The organism is Paenibacillus sp. SAF-068 (assembly GCF_051967555.1).
Lineage (GTDB): Bacteria > Bacillota > Bacilli > Paenibacillales > Paenibacillaceae > Paenibacillus.
Genome location: NZ_JBQCJX010000001.1, coordinates 1,638,790 through 1,660,254 on the forward strand (window position 1 = coordinate 1,638,790; position 21,465 = coordinate 1,660,254).

17 protein-coding genes are annotated in these 21,465 nt (G+C 48.1%); 9 read left to right on the plus strand and 8 right to left on the minus strand.

What is annotated here, in order from left to right; all coding sequences use genetic code 11:
* Positions 1–74 precede the first annotated feature (74 nt).
* From ACTHPG_RS07420 to ACTHPG_RS07455, 8 genes are all read left to right on the plus strand, one after another.
* On the plus strand, positions 75–590 hold the full coding sequence (locus ACTHPG_RS07420; protein WP_440388472.1) for a DUF2500 domain-containing protein: 516 nt from the start codon (positions 75–77) through the stop codon (positions 588–590).
* Between the two features lie 236 nt (positions 591–826).
* The gene (locus ACTHPG_RS07425; protein ID WP_440388473.1) at positions 827–2,320 is read left to right on the plus strand and encodes a rhamnulokinase; all 1,494 of its coding nucleotides are present in this window, start codon (positions 827–829) and stop codon (positions 2,318–2,320) included.
* Between the two features lies 1 nt (position 2,321).
* Positions 2,322–3,083: a DeoR/GlpR family DNA-binding transcription regulator gene (locus ACTHPG_RS07430; protein ID WP_440388474.1), complete on the plus strand. Its 762-nt coding sequence runs from the start codon at positions 2,322–2,324 to the stop codon at positions 3,081–3,083.
* A 229-nt stretch (positions 3,084–3,312) separates the two neighbouring features.
* Positions 3,313–4,041 (plus strand): (Fe-S)-binding protein, encoded by a 729-nt coding sequence (locus tag ACTHPG_RS07435; protein ID WP_440388475.1) that lies wholly within the window; start codon positions 3,313–3,315, stop codon positions 4,039–4,041.
* On the plus strand, positions 4,038–5,555 hold the full coding sequence (locus ACTHPG_RS07440; RefSeq protein ID WP_440388476.1) for a LutB/LldF family L-lactate oxidation iron-sulfur protein: 1,518 nt from the start codon (positions 4,038–4,040) through the stop codon (positions 5,553–5,555). The genes ACTHPG_RS07435 and ACTHPG_RS07440 overlap by 4 nt, the downstream gene beginning before the upstream one ends.
* Positions 5,545–6,270, plus strand: a complete 726-nt coding sequence (locus ACTHPG_RS07445) for a LutC/YkgG family protein (protein ID WP_440388477.1) — start codon at positions 5,545–5,547, stop codon at positions 6,268–6,270. The genes ACTHPG_RS07440 and ACTHPG_RS07445 overlap by 11 nt, the downstream gene beginning before the upstream one ends.
* A 216-nt stretch (positions 6,271–6,486) precedes the next feature.
* Positions 6,487–7,041, plus strand: a complete 555-nt coding sequence (locus tag ACTHPG_RS07450) for a glutathione peroxidase (protein ID WP_440388478.1) — start codon at positions 6,487–6,489, stop codon at positions 7,039–7,041.
* A 312-nt stretch (positions 7,042–7,353) separates the two neighbouring features.
* Positions 7,354–10,527: a bifunctional cytochrome P450/NADPH--P450 reductase gene (locus ACTHPG_RS07455; RefSeq protein ID WP_440388479.1), complete on the plus strand. Its 3,174-nt coding sequence runs from the start codon at positions 7,354–7,356 to the stop codon at positions 10,525–10,527.
* A 199-nt stretch (positions 10,528–10,726) separates the two neighbouring features.
* On the opposite strand, the gene ACTHPG_RS07460 is transcribed toward ACTHPG_RS07455, so the two are convergent.
* Positions 10,727–11,149, minus strand: coding sequence for a hypothetical protein (locus tag ACTHPG_RS07460; RefSeq protein ID WP_278295562.1), 423 nt, complete (start codon positions 11,147–11,149; stop codon positions 10,727–10,729).
* Between the two features lie 124 nt (positions 11,150–11,273).
* On the opposite strand from ACTHPG_RS07460, the gene ACTHPG_RS07465 reads away from it, so the two are divergent.
* The gene (locus ACTHPG_RS07465; RefSeq protein WP_278295561.1) at positions 11,274–11,618 is read left to right on the plus strand and encodes a hypothetical protein; all 345 of its coding nucleotides are present in this window, start codon (positions 11,274–11,276) and stop codon (positions 11,616–11,618) included.
* Between the two features lie 68 nt (positions 11,619–11,686).
* On the opposite strand, the gene ACTHPG_RS07470 is transcribed toward ACTHPG_RS07465, so the two are convergent.
* The 7 genes from ACTHPG_RS07470 to ACTHPG_RS07500 all read right to left on the minus strand — a co-directional run bounded on the left by ACTHPG_RS07470 (position 11,687) and on the right by ACTHPG_RS07500 (position 21,371).
* Entirely contained in the window at positions 11,687–13,342 is a 1,656-nt protein-coding gene (locus tag ACTHPG_RS07470; RefSeq protein ID WP_440388480.1) for an MGH1-like glycoside hydrolase domain-containing protein, read from the minus strand.
* Between the two features lie 23 nt (positions 13,343–13,365).
* Positions 13,366–14,694, minus strand: coding sequence for an ABC transporter substrate-binding protein (locus tag ACTHPG_RS07475; RefSeq protein ID WP_440388481.1), 1,329 nt, complete (start codon positions 14,692–14,694; stop codon positions 13,366–13,368).
* A 39-nt stretch (positions 14,695–14,733) separates the two neighbouring features.
* On the minus strand, positions 14,734–15,573 hold the full coding sequence (locus tag ACTHPG_RS07480; RefSeq protein WP_440388482.1) for a carbohydrate ABC transporter permease: 840 nt from the start codon (positions 15,571–15,573) through the stop codon (positions 14,734–14,736).
* 5 nt (positions 15,574–15,578) lie between these two features.
* Positions 15,579–16,493: a carbohydrate ABC transporter permease gene (locus ACTHPG_RS07485; protein WP_440390170.1), complete on the minus strand. Its 915-nt coding sequence runs from the start codon at positions 16,491–16,493 to the stop codon at positions 15,579–15,581.
* Positions 16,494–16,609: 116 nt separating this feature from the next.
* Entirely contained in the window at positions 16,610–18,166 is a 1,557-nt protein-coding gene (locus ACTHPG_RS07490) for a response regulator transcription factor (RefSeq protein WP_440388483.1), read from the minus strand.
* Positions 18,141–19,958 carry a sensor histidine kinase gene (locus ACTHPG_RS07495; protein WP_440388484.1) on the minus strand — a complete coding sequence of 606 codons (1,818 nt, stop codon included), beginning with the start codon at positions 19,956–19,958 and terminating at the stop codon, positions 18,141–18,143. Before ACTHPG_RS07495 ends, ACTHPG_RS07490 begins: the two co-directional genes overlap by 26 nt.
* Before the next feature lie 120 nt (positions 19,959–20,078).
* Positions 20,079–21,371: a Gfo/Idh/MocA family oxidoreductase gene (locus ACTHPG_RS07500; protein ID WP_440388485.1), complete on the minus strand. Its 1,293-nt coding sequence runs from the start codon at positions 21,369–21,371 to the stop codon at positions 20,079–20,081.
* Positions 21,372–21,465: the final 94 nt, after the last annotated feature.

The following is a 21,465-nucleotide window of genomic DNA, read 5'->3' on the forward strand; positions in this document are numbered from 1 at the left end:
GTTGTCTGCATGCACCGCCTTCCTTGCGTGAGGGCGGTGCATCTTATTTTGCAAGGGGAAGGGAACGATGATGAATGGCGTTAACAAGCGTGTCCTCATCGATGGGCCGATTAAGCGTTGATGGCTTTGGTGTGTTTGACGACATGAATGGAGTACCGGGTTTTGAAGGCAATCAGGGTGGTTTCTTTTCGGGATTCAATGAGTTTGCTACAATGAATGCTTTTGCTTCGATTTTCATTGGCGGCATATTTCTGATCATTGCGGGAGTTATTGTTTTTGTTATTATTTCCGGGGTACGCACGTGGTCATCGAATAACGCAGCGGCCTTGTTAACCCTGCATTCAACGGTGGTGGCCAAACGAACGGAAGTCTCAGGTGGAAGCGGGGATAGCAGTGCGACTACTCGATATTATGTTACATTTGAATTCGACAATGGGGAGCGCATTGAACTGATCGTTGGTGGAAACCATTATGGCATGCTGGTGGAAAATGATCGGGGGATGCTGACGTATCAGGGGACACGGTTCAAGCATTTTGAGAGAGATGTACAGCCCCAGTCGGGGGTAAGCAAAGGCCAATTTTATACGTGAAGAAAAAGAAATGCGGCTCCTCCCAAGTGGAGAGAGTCGTTTTTGGTATACCCAAAAGAAAGAAAAAGCGAAGGGTATTCAAACGCTTACAATGGTGATATACTCGTAAAATAAAGTTAAACAGTATTAAACAAAAACAAACAAACATTAAATACAGCATGAAGTACAGGATTACGGACTGGAATAAGAGATACCGTTTGGAAAATAGGATGGGTTCGAAAGGTTGGTGAAGCGCAGTGAGTGTGCTGGCTTATGATTTGGGTGCTGGGAGCGGGAGAGCGCTACTGGGACATCTGAATGATCGAGGAATCGAAACGAGCGAAATTCATCGGTTCAAGAATGAACCAGTGAAGGTTGGCGAGCGGATGCACTGGGATATTCTGCGATTGCATCATGAATTGTTGCAAGGGCTTACGCTTGTGAAGCAGCAGGGAGAACAGCCGGAGAGTCTGGGGATCGATTCCTGGGGCGTTGATTTTGGTTTGCTCGGCAGTCATGGTGAGTTGCTGGGTAACCCGTACCACTACCGTGATACACAGTTTAACGGCGTGATGGATCAGGTACGCCAAGAGCTGACCTCTCAGCGAATCTTCGAACGCACAGGGATTCAGTTTCTTGGCTTCAATACATTATATCAATTGGCAACGCTAGAGCGTAGCGGTTCCCCGATACTTCATGAAGCAGAGCGTTTTCTCATGATTCCGGATTTGCTTCGTTATTTCCTGACCGGGGAAGCGGTAAATGAGTTCACGAATGCAACGACAACGCAATTATACAATCCGTCGGCGGGGCAGTGGGATCGTGAGTTGCTGGCACATATTCGCATTTCGGAGAAACTGTTCGGCGAAGCCGTGCTGCCTGGTACCCGTGTTGGACAGCTGCGCAGCAGTATCTGTACCGATCTGGGTCTGTCCCCGATTCCCGTAATCGCGGTTGCGGAGCATGATACAGGTTCAGCCGTTGTGGCTGTTCCTGCAACGGAACGTTCATTTGCTTATCTGAGTTGTGGAACTTGGTCTCTGATGGGTACGGAGATAGATCAACCTGCGATAAGTAGCCAGAGTCTGGCCTTGAACTTCACGAATGAAGGCGGGGCGGGCGGAACATTCCGTCTGCTCAAGAACATCATGGGCCTGTGGATTTTGCAGGAAAGCATGCGGGAGTGGGAGCGTCAAGGGCAGGGAATCAGCTACGATGGGTTATTGGCGAAGGCGGAACAGGCGGCTCCATTTGCCAGTTTGTTTGATCCGGATGATGAACTATTCATGCCAGCAGGAGATATGACGACCCGTATACGTCAGTATTGTAGGAATACAGGGCAAGTGGTGCCAGAGGATCAGGGGGCTATTGCCCGGGCAATTCTTGAAAGTCTTGCATTGAAGTATAGAAGAGTCCTGGGATGGACGGAACAATTATCGGAGCAGACATTTAACGGATTGCATATGGTCGGTGGAGGTATCCAGAACCGCCTGTTATGTCAGTGGACTGCGAATTCCATTAGCAAGCCGGTATGGGCGGGTCCGGCAGAGGGAAGTGCCATCGGGAATATGGCTGTGCAATGGATGGCAAGCGGAGCTTTTAAGGATATCTGGGAAGCTCGCAAAGCCATTCGTGATTCATTTCCGGTAACTGCATATGAGCCGCAGGACAGTTCCATTTGGGAAGATGCTTACGGCAAATTTCTGCGTTTGACGGCTTCCTCTACTTCACAAGCGGGGAGTGAGGTTTAACATGCTGGCAGCCGAGCGGTATGACCGGATTGTGGAGATGGTGAATGAAAAGGGCAGTATGCGTGTATCCGAGCTTAGTGAGCGCTGCCGGGTGACAGAGGAAACGATCCGGCGCGATCTGGATCGGCTGGAACAGGCAGGGCGACTGCGCCGCTCACACGGTGGTGCAGTGAGTGTGAAGGAAGATCAGCCGGAGATCCCTTACCGGATCAGGGAAACAACCCATGCGGAAGAGAAAAAGCGGATTGCACAAGCGGCTCTGGCGATGATTCATCCGGGTGATCGCATTCTGTTGGATGCGAGCACAACGGCAGGTTATATGGCAGCGAACATGCCGGATTTCCCGCTGACGGTTTTAACCAACTCGATTCAAATCGCCACTGAACTTAGCAGCCGTGACAAGGTTGAAGTCATATCAACGGGGGGCCAGCTGGCATCGCGCTCATTGTCTTTTGTTGGGCCACTGGCGGAGCGTTCTCTGGAAACGTATCACGTGGATAAAATGTTCATGTCATGTAAAGGTGTACATCTCGAAGGTGGCGGAATAAGTGAGTCCAACGAACTCCAGGCAAGGCTGAAGCAGAAGATGGTTGGCATATCTGATCAGGTCATCTTACTTGCCGATGCCAGTAAATTTGGTGTCCGTGCTTTTGCCCGAGTATCCGGGTTAAACGCAGTTCATACGATCGTTACCAATCAGCCATTGGAGGCTGAACAGACAGAACGTTTGAGCGGATACGACATCGAGATTATCACAGTTTAAGCTTTGAATTTATTAATATAAATTGAATTAAACATTTACACGAAACGGAGAGGACAGAAATAACTTGAAGAAGCGAAGCGTGCGCCTTTATCCCCGGATTTTATCCTTTAAAAAGTAATTAAAAAATCTGGGGATAACAGCGATCGGAAGGTTATTCTGTCATCGGAGTGTTCAGTGTAAATATTCTTTAGTTATTCATCTACTAATCAGTTAATAGGAGCGTGTAATTATGAAGGTCTCCTTATTCATTACCTGCCTCAGCGATGCCATCTATCCCCGAGTGGGGGAAGCCATGGTCAGATTGCTCGCCGCTCATGGCGTTCGGCTGGATTTCCCGCCGGTGCAGACTTGCTGCGGTCAGCCTTCCTACAATAGCGGGTACTGGGACGAGACCCGGATAGCGGCGAAGACGATTCTTGAAGCGTTTGACGATAGTGATTTTGTAGTCTGTCCATCCGGATCGTGCACGTATATGATCCATCATTATCCCGAATTGTTCGCAGATGAACCGGTGTGGTTGGAGAAAGCAAAACGATTGGAAGCCAAAGCCTATGAATTCACTCAATTCCTCGTTCAGGTACTCGGGATAACCGATCTGGGCGCACATTTTCCGCACAAAGTGACCTATCATCCATCTTGCCACGGCAGCCGCCTGCTAGGTGTGAAGGATGAGCCTATGGCGTTGCTCTCTCAAGTAAAAGGACTGGAATTGGTTCCACTTCCGTTTGCAGAGGATTGCTGTGGTTTTGGGGGGACATTTGCCATCAAAATGTCCGATATTTCAGGAGCGATGGTGACGGAGAAGGTCGATCATGTCAAAGAGACACAAGCTGAAGTACTCGTTGGGCTGGACATGGCCTGTCTGATGAATATTGCAGGTAATCTGCGTTATCGGAATGAACCGGTGCGTGTAATGCATCTGGCGGAACTACTGTATGAGGGGGTGCGAACAGGATGAGTCAACCGGGAGTTATGGATACGACGGTCAAAGAACGTGCCGGACTGGCCTTGAATGATGATTTTCTGCGTAAAGCGGTGAAATTCACGACAGAACGATTGCGTAACGGGAAGAAGTCTGCTTCAGAAGAACATGGAAACTGGGATGAATGGCGGGAACGTGGCCGTCAGATTCGTCTGCATACGATTGCGCATCTGGATTATTATCTGAATGAATTTGTGAATAACGCTCGTGCGAACGGTGTGCATATTCATTTTGCAGATACCTCGGTTGAAGCTGCTGCGATTGCTTTGGATATTGCGGCGCATAAACAGGCTTCTACGGTAGTTAAGTCCAAATCGATGGTGTCGGAGGAAGTGCACCTGAATCATGTGCTGGAGTCGGCAGGCATTGAAGCCATTGAGACTGACTTGGGTGAATATATTATTCAGTTGGCAGGGGAAGCCCCTTCTCATATTGTCATTCCAGCCATCCATAAGAATCGGTATCAGATCGCAGAGTTGTTATCCAAAGAAGCAGGTGAAACTCTGGAACCGGACACGACGGTACTTGCCGGATTTGTTCGCAAAAAGCTGCGCGAGAAATTTCTGGAAGCGGATATCGGCATGACCGGCTGTAATTTCGCAATTGCGGAGACAGGTTCCATGGTATTGTTCGAAAATGAAGGCAATGCCCGTATGGTATCCACTGTTCCCAAAACGCAGATAACACTCATGGGCATGGAACGGATCATTCCATCGTGGACGGATCTGGAGGTGATGGCAACCTTATTGCCTCGTTCCGCAACAGGTCAGAAACTGACGATGTACATGTCAGGCATCACAGGTCCTCGCCGTACAGCGGATGCGGATGGACCAGATGAAATGCACATTATTATCGTGGATAACGGTCGATCCCTTCAGCTCGGTGATCCCGAGTTTCAAGAACTGCTGAATTGCATTCGATGCGGTGCTTGTCTGAATGCTTGTCCAGTATATCGCCATATTGGGGGCCATGCCTATGGTGGAACCTATAGTGGACCGATTGGAGCGGTATTGACGCCTGCACTCAATGGCAACATTGATGAATGGAATGATATTGCGGGTGCTTCAAGTCTGTGTGGAGCCTGTTATGAAGCATGTCCAGTTAAGATTCCATTGCATGATATGCTCGTTTATTTACGTAGGCGTAAAGTGGAAGACGGTCATGGAAACAAGATGGAAAGTATGGGCATGAAGGGGTTTGCCGCTGTGGTATCCAATTCCAAACGCTTCAGTACGGCCATACGCCTGGGGCAGATTGGGCAGAAAGCAGTTGTACGCAATAACGGCATTTCCCTCAAGCTGGGTCCACTCAAAGGTTGGAACAATTATCGGGTTGCCCCGAGTCTGGCCAAGAAATCTTTCCGGCAGCAATGGAACAAGCTGGATCAGGAACTGAACCAGGAGCAGCCGGCCATGAGTTCTTCCGTTCGCAGCCGCATGGAGCAGATCATTCGTGAACGAAAGGAAGGGGAGGGTAAGCATGGTCACTGAACATCAGCAATGGCTCGCGCAATTGGAGAAGAAATCCAAGGAGAAGCAGGAGCAGTTCATGAATGACATTGCTTCGAAATTGAGAAGACCCCGGCAACGACACGCGCCGACCCAACCCTTTCGCGGAGCACCCGACTTTTGGACTGAACTGGAATGGGATGAAGAGAAGCGTATTCAAGCATTTACCGATAACTTTGTGAGTGTAGGCGCCCACATTGCCCGGGTTCAGAACATGGAAGAAGTGTCTCAATTTATTGCCAACAAATCTCATGAACTGAGTGCGAAGTATATTATTCGTCAAAATGAGGAGGCGCTTGATAATCTCGGTTTGGAAGCGCAGCTCCCGGATGTACAGATCTCAGTCTGGAATAGTCAAGCCGATGAGAACTGGAAAGCCAGGGCAGCTGAAGCTGATATCGGGGTGGTCATGGCGGATTATGCGACTGCATATACAGGTTCGGTTACTGTACTTTCTTCACCCGAAAAAGGTCGTTCCGTCAGTCTGTTGCCGACGGTACTCATCATCATTATTCCGGTGGAACGACTCCACACACGACTGGGTGAGACACTGGATCGGTTTGACGAAGCGGGAAGAGAGAACCTTCCGGCAGGCATTCACTTTATTTCAGGGCCAAGCCGTTCTTCCGATATTGAAAATGATTTAACCATCGGGGTGCACGGACCGGGTATTGTATATGGTTTGATTATGGGGTAACGGTAAGTGGAGCGGATACACACTATGATAGGATAACTGTCCGAGAAACAGCTTTTGGCTGTTAAGGGCAGTTTTTTTTAGTATGTCATAGGTGGAATCTATTAATTTTATATTCATTATATATTTCACCTATTAGTGATAGGGGTGTATAATCCAACTCAAGAGAGAATTCATGTGAGATACAAAAAGAGAAGAGAAAGAGGAAGGTGAGTACGAATGAGTATATTTTCTTACCAGGTTCCGTACATGGATGGCCACGAGGGTGATTTGTCAGCATTCAAAGGGAAAGTATTGCTTATTGTGAATACAGCAAGCCGGTGTAGTTATTCCCGCCAGTTCAGTGAACTTCAGCAGATGTACGAGACCTATGGTAATCAAGGACTGGAGATTTTGGCGTTCCCTTGCAACCAGTTTAACGAGAAAGAACCTGGCAGTAACGCCGAGGTTGCAGAATATTGCAGAAGTCAGTTTCAGATTTCCTTTCCGATCTTGGAGAAAGTTGAGGTGGTAGGGCAATCGCTGCACCCGTTGTTCCGTTACCTGACTGACGCAGCGCCTTTTCAAGGCTATGATCTGGATACCCAAGAAGGACAGTGGATGAACGCTTTTGTGAAAGAGAAGTATCCCGAATTGTACCGAGGAGACGGGATCAAATGGAATTTCACCAAATTCCTGATCGATCGCAGCGGGAATGTTCACGGCCGGTATGAAACGACAGTTTCTCCAATGGAAATGGAGTCGGTTATTCAAATTCTGTTGGAAGATTCATAGGTTTACCGCATTCCATGTCCTGAGGTCCTATGACTTTGGGACTGTTGAAGATTGGAACTGGAAATGTTAGGGTAAAAGGAGATAACAAGTCTCCATTTTTTTTATTCTAAAATGACCAATATACCATTCCGGTCAGTTAGTTCTTCGAAGTTTTATTGTTATCTGGATGAAATATGAAATTGTGCAAAAAATAACTTGAATCTGTTGATTTGAAGGTTATGTGTGATTTGAAGCTTAAGTGCAATTGCGTATGTATCAAGTCATTATTTTTTAGTTGTAAAACTCTTAACTTGGAAAGAAGGAGTGAGCGTCATGCCACCAATTTCAGTGCCTCAACCCAAAACATTTGGCCCGCTGGGCAATTTGCCGCAATTGAACTTTGAAGAGCCGGTGCAATCGCTGGTGAAACTGGCTGAAGAATATGGACCGATCTTTCGTATGGAGTATCCCGGACGAAGTGAATTGTATATTTCAGGTCACGAACTGGTCGCCGAGGTAACGGATGAATCCAAATTTGACAAACGTGTTTGGGCACCTCTTGCGAAGGTTCGTGCTTTTGCAGGAGATGGACTATTTACGAGTTGGACCGAGGAACCGAATTGGAAAAAAGCCCATAACGTACTGCTGCCAAGTTTCAGTCAACGTGCGATGCAGGGATATCACAACAAAATGATTGATCTGGCTGTGCAGCTGGTTCAGAAATGGTCACGATTAAATCCGGATGAGACGGTTAACGTTCCGGATGATATGACACGTCTTACGCTCGACACGATTGGCCTGTGTGGGTTTAACTATCGGTTTAACAGCTTCTACCGGGAAGAACCACACCCGTTCATTACGAGCATGGTTCGTGCGCTGGATGAATCCATGAGTTCACTGCAGCGACTGCGTCTGCAAGACAAACTGATGATCACCAAAAAGAAACAGTTTGAACAGGACATCCGTTCCATGTTCTCGCTGGTGGATCACATTATTGCCGAGCGCAAAGAGAAACCGCAGGAAGGCGCGGATGATCTGTTGTCCCATATGCTCAGCGGCAAGGACCCGGAAACGGGAGAAACACTGGATGATGAGAACATCCGTTATCAGATTATTACATTCCTGATTGCTGGACATGAGACCACAAGTGGACTGTTATCCTTCGCTGTTTATTATCTGATGAAGAATCCGGATACACTGGCTAAAGCTCAAGCTGAGGTGGATCAGATTCTGAAAGATCCGGTTCCCACGTACAATCAGGTTCGCAATCTGAAGTACGTTCGCATGGTTTTGAACGAAGCATTGCGGTTATGGCCAACGGCCCCGGCATTTTCCCTGTATGCAAAAGAGGACACGGTACTTGCGGGTCAATATCCTTTGCAAAAAGGAGACAGCGTCAGCGTACTTATTCCCAAGCTGCATCGCGACCGAGAAGCATGGGGAGACGATGTAGAGACATTCCGCCCGGAACGGTTCGAAGATCCGAGCAAAGTGCCGCATGATGCCTACAAACCTTTTGGAAATGGTCAACGGGCATGTATAGGTCAGCAGTTTGCACTTCAGGAAGCAACGCTGGTACTGGGCATGGTGCTGAAGCATTTTGACTTCATCGATCATTCGGATTATCAGTTAAAGGTGAAAGAAACGCTGACGCTCAAACCGGATAACTTCACCATTCGTGTACGTGCGCGTGGGGGGCAGCCAGTCATGGCCGTTCCAGGTGTAGCGGTCGAAGAACCGAAGCCGGTTGCCAAAAGAACGGAGCCGGATGCAGCGAATGCCCACCACACACCGATGCTTGTTCTGTACGGTTCCAATCTGGGTACAGCCGAAGGCATTGCACGTGAAATTGCGGATACTGCCAGATACCAGGGTTTCCGTAGTGAGGTTGCTGCGCTGGATGATCGTGTCGGCCAACTGCCGAAGGATGGCGCCGTCATTATTGTCAGTGCATCCTATAATGGTCAGCCGCCTAGCAATGCCAAGATGTTTGTCGAGTGGATTGAACATGCGGATGCCAATGAATTCAACGGGGTGCGTTTCGCCGTTCTTGGATGCGGTGACCACAACTGGGCCAGTACCTATCAGCGCATTCCGCGTTTAATAGACGAACAATTGTCTTCGAGAGGAGCAGAGCGGTTATCGCCCTTGGGTGAGTCCGATGCAAGCGGAGATTTTGAGAAACAGGTGGGAGATTGGACGGAGCAACTATGGCCGGATCTTGCACGAACCATGGGACTGAAACTGAACACAAGCTCCAATAGCGAACGCAGCTCATTATCTGTACAGTTTGTCAGCGGACTCGCCGTTACTCCACTTGCGGATACGTATGACGCACATGTGGCAGAAGTGCTCGAGAACAGGGAGCTTCACGACGCGGGCAGTGAACGCAGCACACGTCACCTGGAGATCAGATTGCCTGAAGGCATCACCTACAAGGAAGGGGATCATTTGGGGATTCTGCCGCAGAATCCACCGGAACTTGTAGAACGTGTACTTCGTCGATACGGGTTTACGGGTACGGAGCATCTGGTTCTGGATGCATCCGGTCGGAGTGCCGCACATCTGCCGCTGCATCAACCGGTTAACCTGTATGATCTGCTCAGTCATAGCGTCGAGCTTCAGGAGGCGGCAACTCGTGCGCAGTTGAGAGAAATGGCAGCATACACCGTATGTCCACCGCATAAGAAGGAACTTGAAGCGCTGCTTGATGAATCTGTGTATATGGATGAAGTGCGCAATAAACGGATCTCCATGCTGGATTATCTGGTGAAATATGAGGCATGTGAACTGCCGTTTGAGCGTTTCCTTGAATTACTGCCTTCATTAAAAGCCAGATATTATTCGATCTCCAGTTCACCGCGTGTGCAACCCGATCAAGCGAGTATTACGGTGAGTGTAGTGCGTGCCCCGGCGTGGAGTGGACAGGGAGAATATAAAGGCATTGCGTCCAATTACTTGGCTAACCTGAAACCGGGGGACGAGATCGTCATGTTTACCCGTACACCGGAATCCGGTTTCCAACTGCCGGAAGATGCACAGGTTCCCGTCATCATGGTAGGGCCGGGTACAGGTGTTGCTCCATTCAGAGGTTTCTTGCAGGCGAGACATGTATTGAAGCAGCAGGGTCAAGACGTTGGCGAAGCCCATTTGTACTTTGGATGCCGGAATCCCGAACATGATTATCTGTACAAAAATGAATTGGAAGCAGCCCAGCAAGAAGGGCTTGTGAAACTTCATACGGCCTTCTCCCGTGTAGACGGGGAGGAGAAATGTTATGTACAGCATCTGATGAGAGACGATGCTCAGCACCTGATTCCTTTGTTTGAAGAGGGTGCGCATCTGTATATCTGCGGTGATGGCAGCAAGATGGCACCTGATGTGGAAGCTACACTCCAGCAGGCATACGCTGATATTCATGGCAAGTCCGCGAAGGAAGCAGAAGATTGGCTCAATCAGCTTCAGCAGGAAGGTCGTTATGCCAAGGACGTATGGACAGGCATCTGAGTAACACATGTGAAACATCAGCTTGATCCGAAACTGGCTGAGCGGTGAGATACAGAAGCAGTTCTGTTCTCACCGCTTTTTGACATAAAATGATTCTTCAGCAGAGGAGTGGTTGGATGGGTTATAATTAACCATTGGAAGGGAGCGACCGCATGCTGACATGCGGGAACCATTGTATGACTTGTGAAAAGAACCAGTTTCACTTCCGCCTACAAGCTCGTTTCAGGTTCTTTCTCCCGGTGGTTGGCCGATAGATCGACTCAACGCTGGAGAGAGGAAATAGAATACGGGAAGGGACTCTGCCTTTTCCCTGGAGTTCAAGATAATCCAGTCCCACGCCAACCAGTCTGATATTGTTAAATGCATTCCAGGAAGGGAACGTCGTGCGGATTCCCACTCTGACGCCTCTCCGCGTTCGAGGAATATCGAATACCCGAATGGAATTCAGACTGAGCGGAATGAATAACTGACGGTTTACTTTGATAAACTGCCTTGGATAGACACGACGAATACGTCCCGGTTCCAACCCGGAGAGTGGAGTATTCAGTTCTGCAAGGTGCCCCTGGAGTTCTGCCAGACGCTGCTGAAGTGTTTTTCCAGTATGGAGATGCTGCCAGCTCATAAGAATTCCTCCGTTCGCCATTTGTACCTAGTATATGAAGGCACGGGGTAGGATGGTGTACGTTTGATAGCCCATGTTCGTTAAGGCTAAAGGGGTTTCATTTTATAATAGGGGAGTGATTCAAGTGATCGTAGAGATGTATAAAGACCTCATTCAGGATGAGCGTGGCAATTATTACCTGGCAGTACAGATCGATGGCAATGAGCTTACGCTTGTTAATGCGTTCGTCGAAGCAGCATTCACGCCTGAAATGATCTACAATGAGGAGTTTCGTGCCAAGCATAAGGAGATGGAAGGCGGGTTTGTAGGCAAAATTGCGATGGACCTGCTAAGACACGATGTGGTCATGGGGATGAAGCAAATCGACCGTAAACTGTTGAACCTGTCAGATGTGGAGCAGCAGTTCACGGTCAATTATATTGATACGATTGAATTTTATCGTCACCCGGCTTGGCAACGGAAGGTGTAGAAATATAGAAAAAAAGCGCAAGTGAGGGGCAGTAATGCTCCGCAACTTGCGCTTTTGCATACGAACCATTAACGATACGCAGGATGGATGATGCCAATATCGCGCTCCGTCCTGAGATCTCCGTCCGTGTATCGCTGCATTTCATTTCCTTTGATCCGAATAGGAACACACTTTCCTTGGTAGAAGAGCTCTCCCTCGACGGTGCGAACGCTCATTCCGATGATTGCCTCCAGATGTCCACTACGATCCGCTACCAGTCGAATTCCTGACGGGCCTTGCAAATGAACCTTGCCTTCCCTATATACCGTCATACGATCCGGTGTGTTCACCAATTCATATCCTGTTCCTTGGACCTTCCTGCTATAAGCCGTGTTGCCTGATACAACCTCTCCATGATCCATATCGATGGGGAGCAGTCCCGTAAACCAGAGCTGATTCGATCCAACAGGCATAATTCCGCATAATCGCTCCACATAATCGAGGAGACAGAGAATGGAGGGGGAATAAGTCTCGGTAAAACCTTGTTCCCCGGTCCACGGGCTGAGTACCTGACCAAATCGCTTATCTTTGGAGAGAGCGGACAAGATGGGCTGCAATACCCAAGTTAGCTCCACATAACGATGATGATATTCAAATGCGTGTGGTGCCCGAATCAGACTCAGAAAATTGGATGCGCCTCCCCAGCTATTATAGGAGGAAAAAGGATCGGATCTGGGGTCATCCATTGAAATCGATGTAAACGGATATTTAGCGAAAAACTTGCTTGTATTCAACAGGTACCGACGCAGTAGATTATCGAACAATTCACGGTCGCCCACCTCGCAGGCCATCACGCGAAGCAGCACATCGGATTGCACTCTGACGAATTCGTCATTGCGATCCCGATCATAGAAGAACATATCCTGTTCGTCGTAACAATAACGGAAGAGACTTTCCAGGCTGGATTCGGCTTGTGCTTTCCAATCCGTTCCCGATTCTCCCAGTTCCTCAGCTATACGAGAGAGATACTTGCGCTGACAATAGATATTGGCAGTCAGATCTGGTGCCAGAAAAGGCAGAATTGGAGAATCCGGGTGGTAGGCAGAAGCATCATTCATATACGGTGTATCCGGAACATGCCAGAAACGCGGGGATAAGTCATGTCCGGTGTCAAACGTACTGAAGGCTTCTACACAGCCGGTTCCTCGGGTATTACGGTTTCGTGCAATCCATTCATCGTAACGAACCATAGCCTTGTACATGGTGCTCAGGAAAGGTGACTGCTTGCCATGATTGTCATGAAGACGATAGTGGTTCCATACACTGCGTGCCAGTGGAGTGACCAACTGGATTTGCCGGAAAGAGGGCCCGTTTGCCGTGAGTTTATACGGAAGCAATCCATCTTCTCTTTGCTGCTCGGCAAATGCGAGGTACGTTGTTTCGGACACGGAAGGCAGCAGGCGAGACAGCAGCTCCGCATTAATGGTACCTGTACTCTCTAACCAACATCCCAGATAGATGCCGCCTTCTTGTAAAATAGGATCGCTGTCTCCCATGGGCAGGATGCAAGCAAGCAATTTTTCAACTGCCGCATAATACGTAGCTTCCATTCGTCCGCCCGATGCTGCAAACCGGACACCCGACGCATGCCATTCCTGTAATAAATGCTGATCTTCCGGTTTAACAGGCTGAACTTGATCCATGATCGACATGTTGCGTAGACGATTCAGTATCTCTTCTGTCATATGTTCCTCCTCACAGCGTCTGCTTATTGATTCGACTCAAAGATGCGAACGGTCCCGTTATAGAAGTCCGAGACAGCCTGTTCCACACTTTTTCGTCCAAATCCGATCTCCTGATTCGTTGTCTGAGCTAATTTGGAGAACTCTGCAAACCCAGGCGGGTTGTAGCTTACGTCAAAAGGTTCAGTCTTCGTAGCTTCGGAGACAAGGCTCGTATAATTATAGACAATCTCCTCCACAGGACCTGCACCTTCCTGAAGAAGATTACGATTGGCTTCCGTAACGGGCACGCCGCGGTCATTACCGAGGATTTTGGCTGCTTCAGGATCATGAATCCAGAAGTCCATTAATATTGCCACTTCCTTCGGATGTTTGGTATTGGCATACCCTGATAATCCCTGACTGGATTCAAATACAACACCCGTTCCCTTAGGACCTCGGGGCACAGGGAGAAGAACCAGAGGGTCTTCAGTCAAGCTCTGGAACGCAGCCAATTGGTTGGACGGAAGTAAGGTCATGGCTGCTTTGCCTGTGATCAACAGGGATTTACTTGTGTCATCATGGGGATTGGAAACCTGCAATTCCGGTGTGACTACACCGCCGGATGCCGAAGTCTTTTCCCAATACCGGAACCATTCCAGCATGTCTTCCTGAGTGAATCCGAGTGTACCGTTTTTCATATCATACAGCTGTTTGCCGCGTTGTTTCAGAAAAATATCCATCCCGTCGACGGTGAAATTGTAGGTTCCATAAAAGCCGTCTCCGAGTTTGTCGGACAACTCCTTGCTGATGGCGGCATAGTCTGCCCAGTTCCAATCTGAAGCGGGCAAAGGCACGCCGGCCTTCTCAAAGAGTGCCTTGTTTACAACAATTCCACGTGCGTTCGCACCGGCAGAAATATGTTGCAGCTTCCCGTCGAGACGTCCGTATTCAATCATGGTTTCATCCATACCGTCCAGATTCAGTTCATTGCCTACGTAGGGGTCCAGATTGAGCAGGACATCTTTTTTGGCATAATCAACGACATTTCCACCGAGGAAAAAGATATCCGGTGCTGTGCCTGATGCCAACTGGGTATTCAGCTTGTCGAAATATCCAGAGGAGGGTGCAAATTCACCTGAAATTTTAATATCCGGATGTTTTGCCTGAAAGATCTTCAGGGCTTCATTCGTAATATCTGCCCGTTTCTGGTCCCCCCACCACATGATGCGAAGTTCGACCTGTCCATTCTCGGTAGTTCCATTGTTATTACCATCGCCTGTATTATCAGTAGCACCTGTATGGTCTGTTCCAGAGCAAGCTGTTACGAATAACAAAAGTGAAGTGATTATACCGATCAAGAAACGTTTGAACATGGTGAATCCCCCTGACTATGGATAATGAGAAACGTGTTGTTACTTCAGACCTGTTGTCGCAATGCCTTCAAGAAAATATCGTTGAAACAGTAAAAAGATAATGGTCACGGGAAGCAGTGACAGAGTAGACATGGCAAGCAATGCGCCCCAATCGGATTGTCCTGAGGGATCAAAGAGAGACCGGATGCCCAGCTGCACGGTGAACAGATCAATTTTGCTCAGATAGATCATCTGGCTGAAAAAGTCATCCCAGCTCCACAGGAAGGTGAAGATCGCTGTTGTAATCAGTGCCGGAACGAGAAGAGGCACTACGATTCTGAAAAAGATCTGTGATTGCCCACAACCGTCAATGGTTGCACTCTCGTCCAGTTCCCGCGGTATACCGCGTATGAATTGAACCATGAGCAAGATGAAGAAGGAATCCTGTGCGAGCCACTTGGGCAGAATCAGCGGGAAATACGTATTAATCCATTGAAGCTCATTATAGAGAATGTACTGGGGCACCAGAGTAACATGGTAAGGCAACATAATCGTGATCAACATCATGCTGAACCACAGGCCTTTGAATCTGAACTTCAATCTGGAGAAAGCAAAGGCTGCAAGGGAACAGGAGATCACATTACCCAGCACACTCATGACCGAGATCAGCACGGAGTTGCCAAAGAAACGGCCAAAGGAGATGCCCTGCAGACCTTTCCAGCCATTAATATAGTGCTCCAGCGTGAAGCTGGTTGGGAAAAGACTGCCACTGGTGAAAATGAGATGGTTCGGTTTAAACGAACTGAGAATTAACCATAGTACAGGATATAACATCAGCAGACCGAAAAGTATAATGGTGGCATGCCTCCCGGCCTGAACCAGTTGTCGTTTGATTGGCATATGCATTACCTCCCCTCCTGATTATCCCCGTAGAACACCCAAAATCGGGATGTAACAAAGACGATTGCGGTGAATACCCCGATAATGACCAACATGATCCAAGCCAGAGCCGAAGCATAACCCATATCAAAGAATGAGAAACCTTTCAGATACAAGTACAAGGTATAGAACATTGTTGCGTCGAGTGGACCCCCGCGGCCATCTCCGATCACGTAAGCGGGTGTAAACGCCTGGAATGAATTGATCATGCTCATGATCAGGTTAAAAAAGATAACGGGGGAGAGCATGGGCAGTGTGATTCCGAAAAATTGACGTATCTTTCCCGCTCCATCGACATCGGAAGCTTCATACAAATCTGCCGGGATCTGTTTCAGACCCGCAAGAAAGATGACCATGGCAGACCCGAATTGCCATACGGATAGCGTGATGATGGTATAAACCACATAATCCGGATGCGCAATCCAGGATGGACCCGAGATACCAAACCAGCTTAGAAACTGGTTGACCAGTCCGTTTCCCTCAAAAAGTTGACGCCAGACGATTGCGATCGCGACGCTACCGCCCAATAGGGAAGGGATGTAATATACGGTCCGGTAGATGCCAAGGGCTCGAATTCCTTTGTTCAGCGCCATTGCCACCAGTAGAGCAAAGGCAAGTCTTAGGGGAACGGATAAAAAGACATAATAAAATGTCAGCCCCAGGGACCTGCGAAAGGTATCATCCTCGGTAAAGATGTGAACATAGTTGCTAAGTCCAGTCCAAGTCGGTGATGACAGCAGATTGAATTTGGTCATGGATAAGTATAGGGACGCAATCATCGGTCCCAGTGTCAGACTGAAGAGCCCGATCAGCCAAGGCAGAAGAAACAAGTAGGCTGTGGTATTCTGCTGACCGTATAAGGGCTTGGTCTGTTTTTTCATCATGTGCCTCCCTTCTGCATGGATAAAATTCATGGTTACCCATTGTGAATCCGCTTACAACATGCGGCGTTCTCTTGGTAACCACATCATACCGGGGAAGGGCAGAAGCTTGAATCTTATTTCTTCGGATCATGGTTATCGATTTTTTCGGAATGTTGCAGCCGATAGTCTGAAGGACTCATGTTGAACATTCTTTTGAATTTCGAACTGAAATAACTTGGCGAACTGAAACCTGTCAGTTCAGTAATATCCCATACCGTTAATTGGGTATCCCTCAGCAGTTGCAAGGCATGATTCATCCGAACGCCTGTCACATATTGAACGAAAGAGGTACCTGCCCCTTCCTTAAACAATTCGGAGAAATAGGTAGGGTAATAGTTGAATCGTTCAGCGAGTAACGTCAGCGTGAGCTCCTGCATGTAGTTCTCTTCGATATATCGCTTGGCTAACTCTATAACCGTCCCATTCCCATTTTCCGAGGGAATTTGTCGACCCAGGAAGTCTTGAGCCCATTGCATTAATAAGCGTTCTGCTTGATCTGGCGTCTTAAGCCAAAGTATCCATTCCGGAGCCATAGGATAATCCATCAACAGTGAAATTTGAAAAATACTTCGTGTCATTCGGGAGGGAGAGAGCTGGAATGCCTCGTGAATCTCCTTGTGGATGATGCTGCGGAAGGAGTCCAGCTCTCCACGAATGAGGCATCGATGCAGCGTGCGTGTCGTTTCTTCAGGCAGTAATGGACTATAGTCTGTTCCTGCCTGAGGGTTCAGCCCGCTAACAGCCCGTTCAGCTGAATTCCAAGCCAGAAGGGAATGGATATAACCTTCTTTCCAGTGCTCAAGTCCAGATACCGATCGTCCAATCCCAACCCTAATATTCATGGAAAAAACGGATGCCGTAAGTCCCACGAGCTGCTGGATGAATTCGTGTTGTACACCGTCTGGTGTCATGAAATGCATGATCCCTGCGTGTGCCGAATCATGAAATACCTGGACATTGTCTGAATCTGACTGAGCGATTTCATAACATACCATCTCGAAAGGAAGATGCATCTGCTCGTGTGAGCGATCTTCTTGAAGATCCTGCTTGTCCGATTGACGTATACTCGCGGTGATGAAACAGACCTTCTGATCCTGCCATGATTCGAGATGGAACAGTCTCAGCCGTTCTGGCATTGAGGAAGGTGGTAGGCGATTGCCTTTGACGAGATCAAGAAGGAAACGTTCTTTCATTTCCCGGTAATACTGAGAGAGTCGCCATTGCAGCAATTCGGAATCGCCTCGCAATTTACGTTGTTCATCCAGATCCGCTTTGATTTTGCCTAATGTGGCTTTCAATTCATCCCGGGTTACAGGTTTCAGTAAATAATCCATCACCTGGCTACGGACACCTGCTCTGGCATATTGAAAATCTTCATAACCGGTGATAATAACAATCTGAATGGAAGGATTATAACTGCGGCAGACATCCAATAATCGGACGCCATCCATAACAGGCATATTCATATCGGTAATCAGCAAGTCAAAATGTTCAGATTGTAAAAGTTCATCCGCTTCGATTCCGTTAGCGGCTTCTCCTGTTATGACAAAGCCCATGCCATGCCAATCGACTTTCAATTTCAACCCTTCGCGAACTTCAATCTCGTCATCTGCGATTAATACGTTGTACATCATATTCCTCCTGTACGGGTAAAATCAGTTCTATACATGCCCCACTGCTCTCATCGTTCATCATATGAACCGTGAACAAGGCACCATAATGCAGGCGGCAACGAGCAATCACATTGCCAAGTCCAATATGCCAGCCTTCATTAAGCAATATGGATTCCAATGAGGGGGAAGCAACAGGGTGATGCATTTTATGGATTATCTCTGTTGGAATACCCGGTCCGTTGTCGGAAACGCGGATATGCAGACGATCATTTAGTCGGTTGATCCGTATCTGGACCTGAGCTGTTGTCTGATGCTGGAAGCTGTATTTCACTGCATTTTCAATAAGTGGCTGAAGAATAAACTTGATGATGACCAAGGCGTTCAGTGTGCCTTCCTTTGTTATCGAAATGTCGAGCTTATGACCGAAACGGGTCTGCAAAATAGAGATATAACGCTGCACATAATCCAGCTCTTCCGTTAGGGGAACAAGATCGTCATTGGTGTTAATGGAAAAGCGCATCATTTTACCCAAATCCTCAATGACCTGAACCGTATCATCCGTTCTACGCTGAATGGCAAGACTGCTCACGAGTTCCAGGGTATTAAACATAAAATGAGGATTAATCTGTATAAGAAGTGCTTTATACTCTGCTTGCTGGCGGAGCAGCTTCAACTCAAATTCATTCTGGATATGCTGTCGCAGCTGACTGATCATATAACGGAAGGTAAAGATGACATAACTGATCTCACTCTTTACATTTTTATCTGGAGGCAGAAGTGAATCCGCTTGGTCAAAAGCACCTCGTTGAACCTGTCTCATCGCCAGCACCAGTCTGGTCAAAGGTTTGGTTACGCCGTGGGATAACCATGCAGCAGCCAAAAGGGAGACCAGAATCAGGGCAACTGTCACCACCACAATCGTGCTTTGAAGCTTATGGAGAGAGAGATACATTTCTTTTTCAGGTGCCAGACCCGCCAACATCCAGCCAGTACGTCCCAGTTTCTTGAAAACAAGGATGTCTCGCTGTCCTTCATGGTTGGTGAGGTATGCCACACCGGATTTGAGCGGGCTGTTTCGAAACCGATTGATCTCTGCGGTAGCTACAGCACCCAACGTGTCTACTTGCTGTGACAGAATGGGATTTCCTTGCTCGCCCAGTAGAAAAATAGTGCTATTCTCCGCCAGATGTATACGCCGGAGCGGTTCCAGAAAATAGGATTCACTGACATTCACCTTCATGACATTCTGCGCTGTAGCATGATGAAAGGTGCCAATAGGCATCAGCAGACTGACCACCGGATTGCCATGGTCTCTGACACGTTCATGCTGATCGGTGTGTGCAGGTAACCAGCGTTCCCCCAACGAATAGAAATTCGTGTACCAGGATTCTTGTACAAAGGCAGGATCGTACGCTACCTGATTCTCGCTGCCAATTCGCAGTCCATTCCGTCGATAGATGGATACATCCGAGATACTGGTGTAACTGTTGGTTGCCTGCGTGAGAAAACGGCTCATCGCGAGGTTGGCCAGCATCTTTTCTCCTTCCGGAAGGTTAGGATCACCGATCGCGTTATCCCAGTTCTTGCCCATATCACTGTTGAAAACAAGTGAGGCGACATCATAGATCTGCATCTGCACCATGTCTACGTATGAACCGTATTCCTCCATTTTCTCAAGAGCAGAGGATTCGATATAAGAGCGAATGACCGTGCGAGATTCCTTGAAGAGCAGGTAGGAGAGTGTACCAAAAGCGAGGACAAACAGGACAACGATAAAGGCAATCAGGCGGTTTTTTAAAGAGAAGAACATGGATTTCCTCCTTTTACCGGGTCAACTTGCGTGCAGAGTAAGTATAAAAATATAAAAAAAGACTGCGTGATATGCGCAGCCTTCTAATGAAATTAATAATATAGTGCGGACCTGGGAGACTTAGAAACGAACCAGATTGTTGACGTTCACAGGCAAGCCCGTGGCGATGGCGCGATTGGCCGCAATACCCGTCAGAATGGATCTTGCACCGTCCACGTGATTAGCTGCGCGATGGAACGGATCTTCTACAGGCTCTCCAAACAAATCATTCAGTAGCACCGGGTCACCACCGCCGTGTCCACCTGCTTTCTCCTCCACTTCAACCTCATATGGCGCACCGAACATCGGAAGGACCCGCAACGTTTTACCGATTAATGCACCTTCCTTGCTTTTATCACCCAAAGAATTGACATAGGATTGCTCCACAATATTCATCTCAATCCGTCCTTTGGTGCCATTAATGGCAATGCGGTAACCTTCCCATGGCTGATAGGCAACGAGGGAGTAAGTCAGAATGGCTTTGTTTCGATACTTCACAAGAACGCCCATCGTATCCTCAATATTGATGCCATCCCCAAATACACTCTGGTCCCGCTGATAACCATCTTCTGATTCGGCATCCAGATACATGGACTTCATATGAGCATCCGAATCCAAGTGCAGTGCAAACGGATCTTCCTTCGCAATCGGATTGCCTGTTGCCCGAGTGTAGAACTGCGTTACACCGCGTTCTTCTGCGTTTTCTCTGCCGTAATACATCAGATCACCGAATGCAAACACGGTCTCCGGTTGCGAGCCAATCCAGAAATTCACCAAGTCGAAGTGATGGGTGGATTTGTGTACAAGCAGTCCGCCGCTATTGCGCTTGTCCCGATGCCAGCGACGGAAATAATCCGCCCCGTGGCGGGTATTCAACAGCCATTCGAAGTGAACGGAAGTTACTTTCCCGATGGTATTATCCAGAATAAGTTCCCGAATCTTCGTATGGTGCGGTGCATAACGGTAGTTAAAGGTGACTCTGACGTTCTGGCCAGTCCGCTTGACGGCATCCAGAATGTCCTGACATTTCTCCTCATCGATCGTCATCGGTTTCTCGGTTACAACGTCACAACCCAGTTCCATGGCGCGAATGATGTACTTGTGATGGGTACGGTCAACACTGGTTACGATGACATAGTCAGGTTTCTCGTTCTCAATCATCTGATCAAACTGATCTGCAGGATAAGTGGCTACCTCGGGATAATTATACTTTTCCTTCAACAGTTGATTCGCGTAATTCATGCGGACTTGATTTATATCACAAAAGCCAACCAGCTCGGAGGTATCCCTGTAATCCCGGGTCAACGCACCATAAAAAAATTCGGCACGGCCGCCGGTTCCGACTAACACATAACGTTTCTTGTTATTACTCATGTCTATCGCCTCCTTGAATATAGCTCTAGACTATAACAAGGGAGTACTTCTTTCGCCGCATTTTATGCGTAACCGCTTTCAAATGCCGCATATT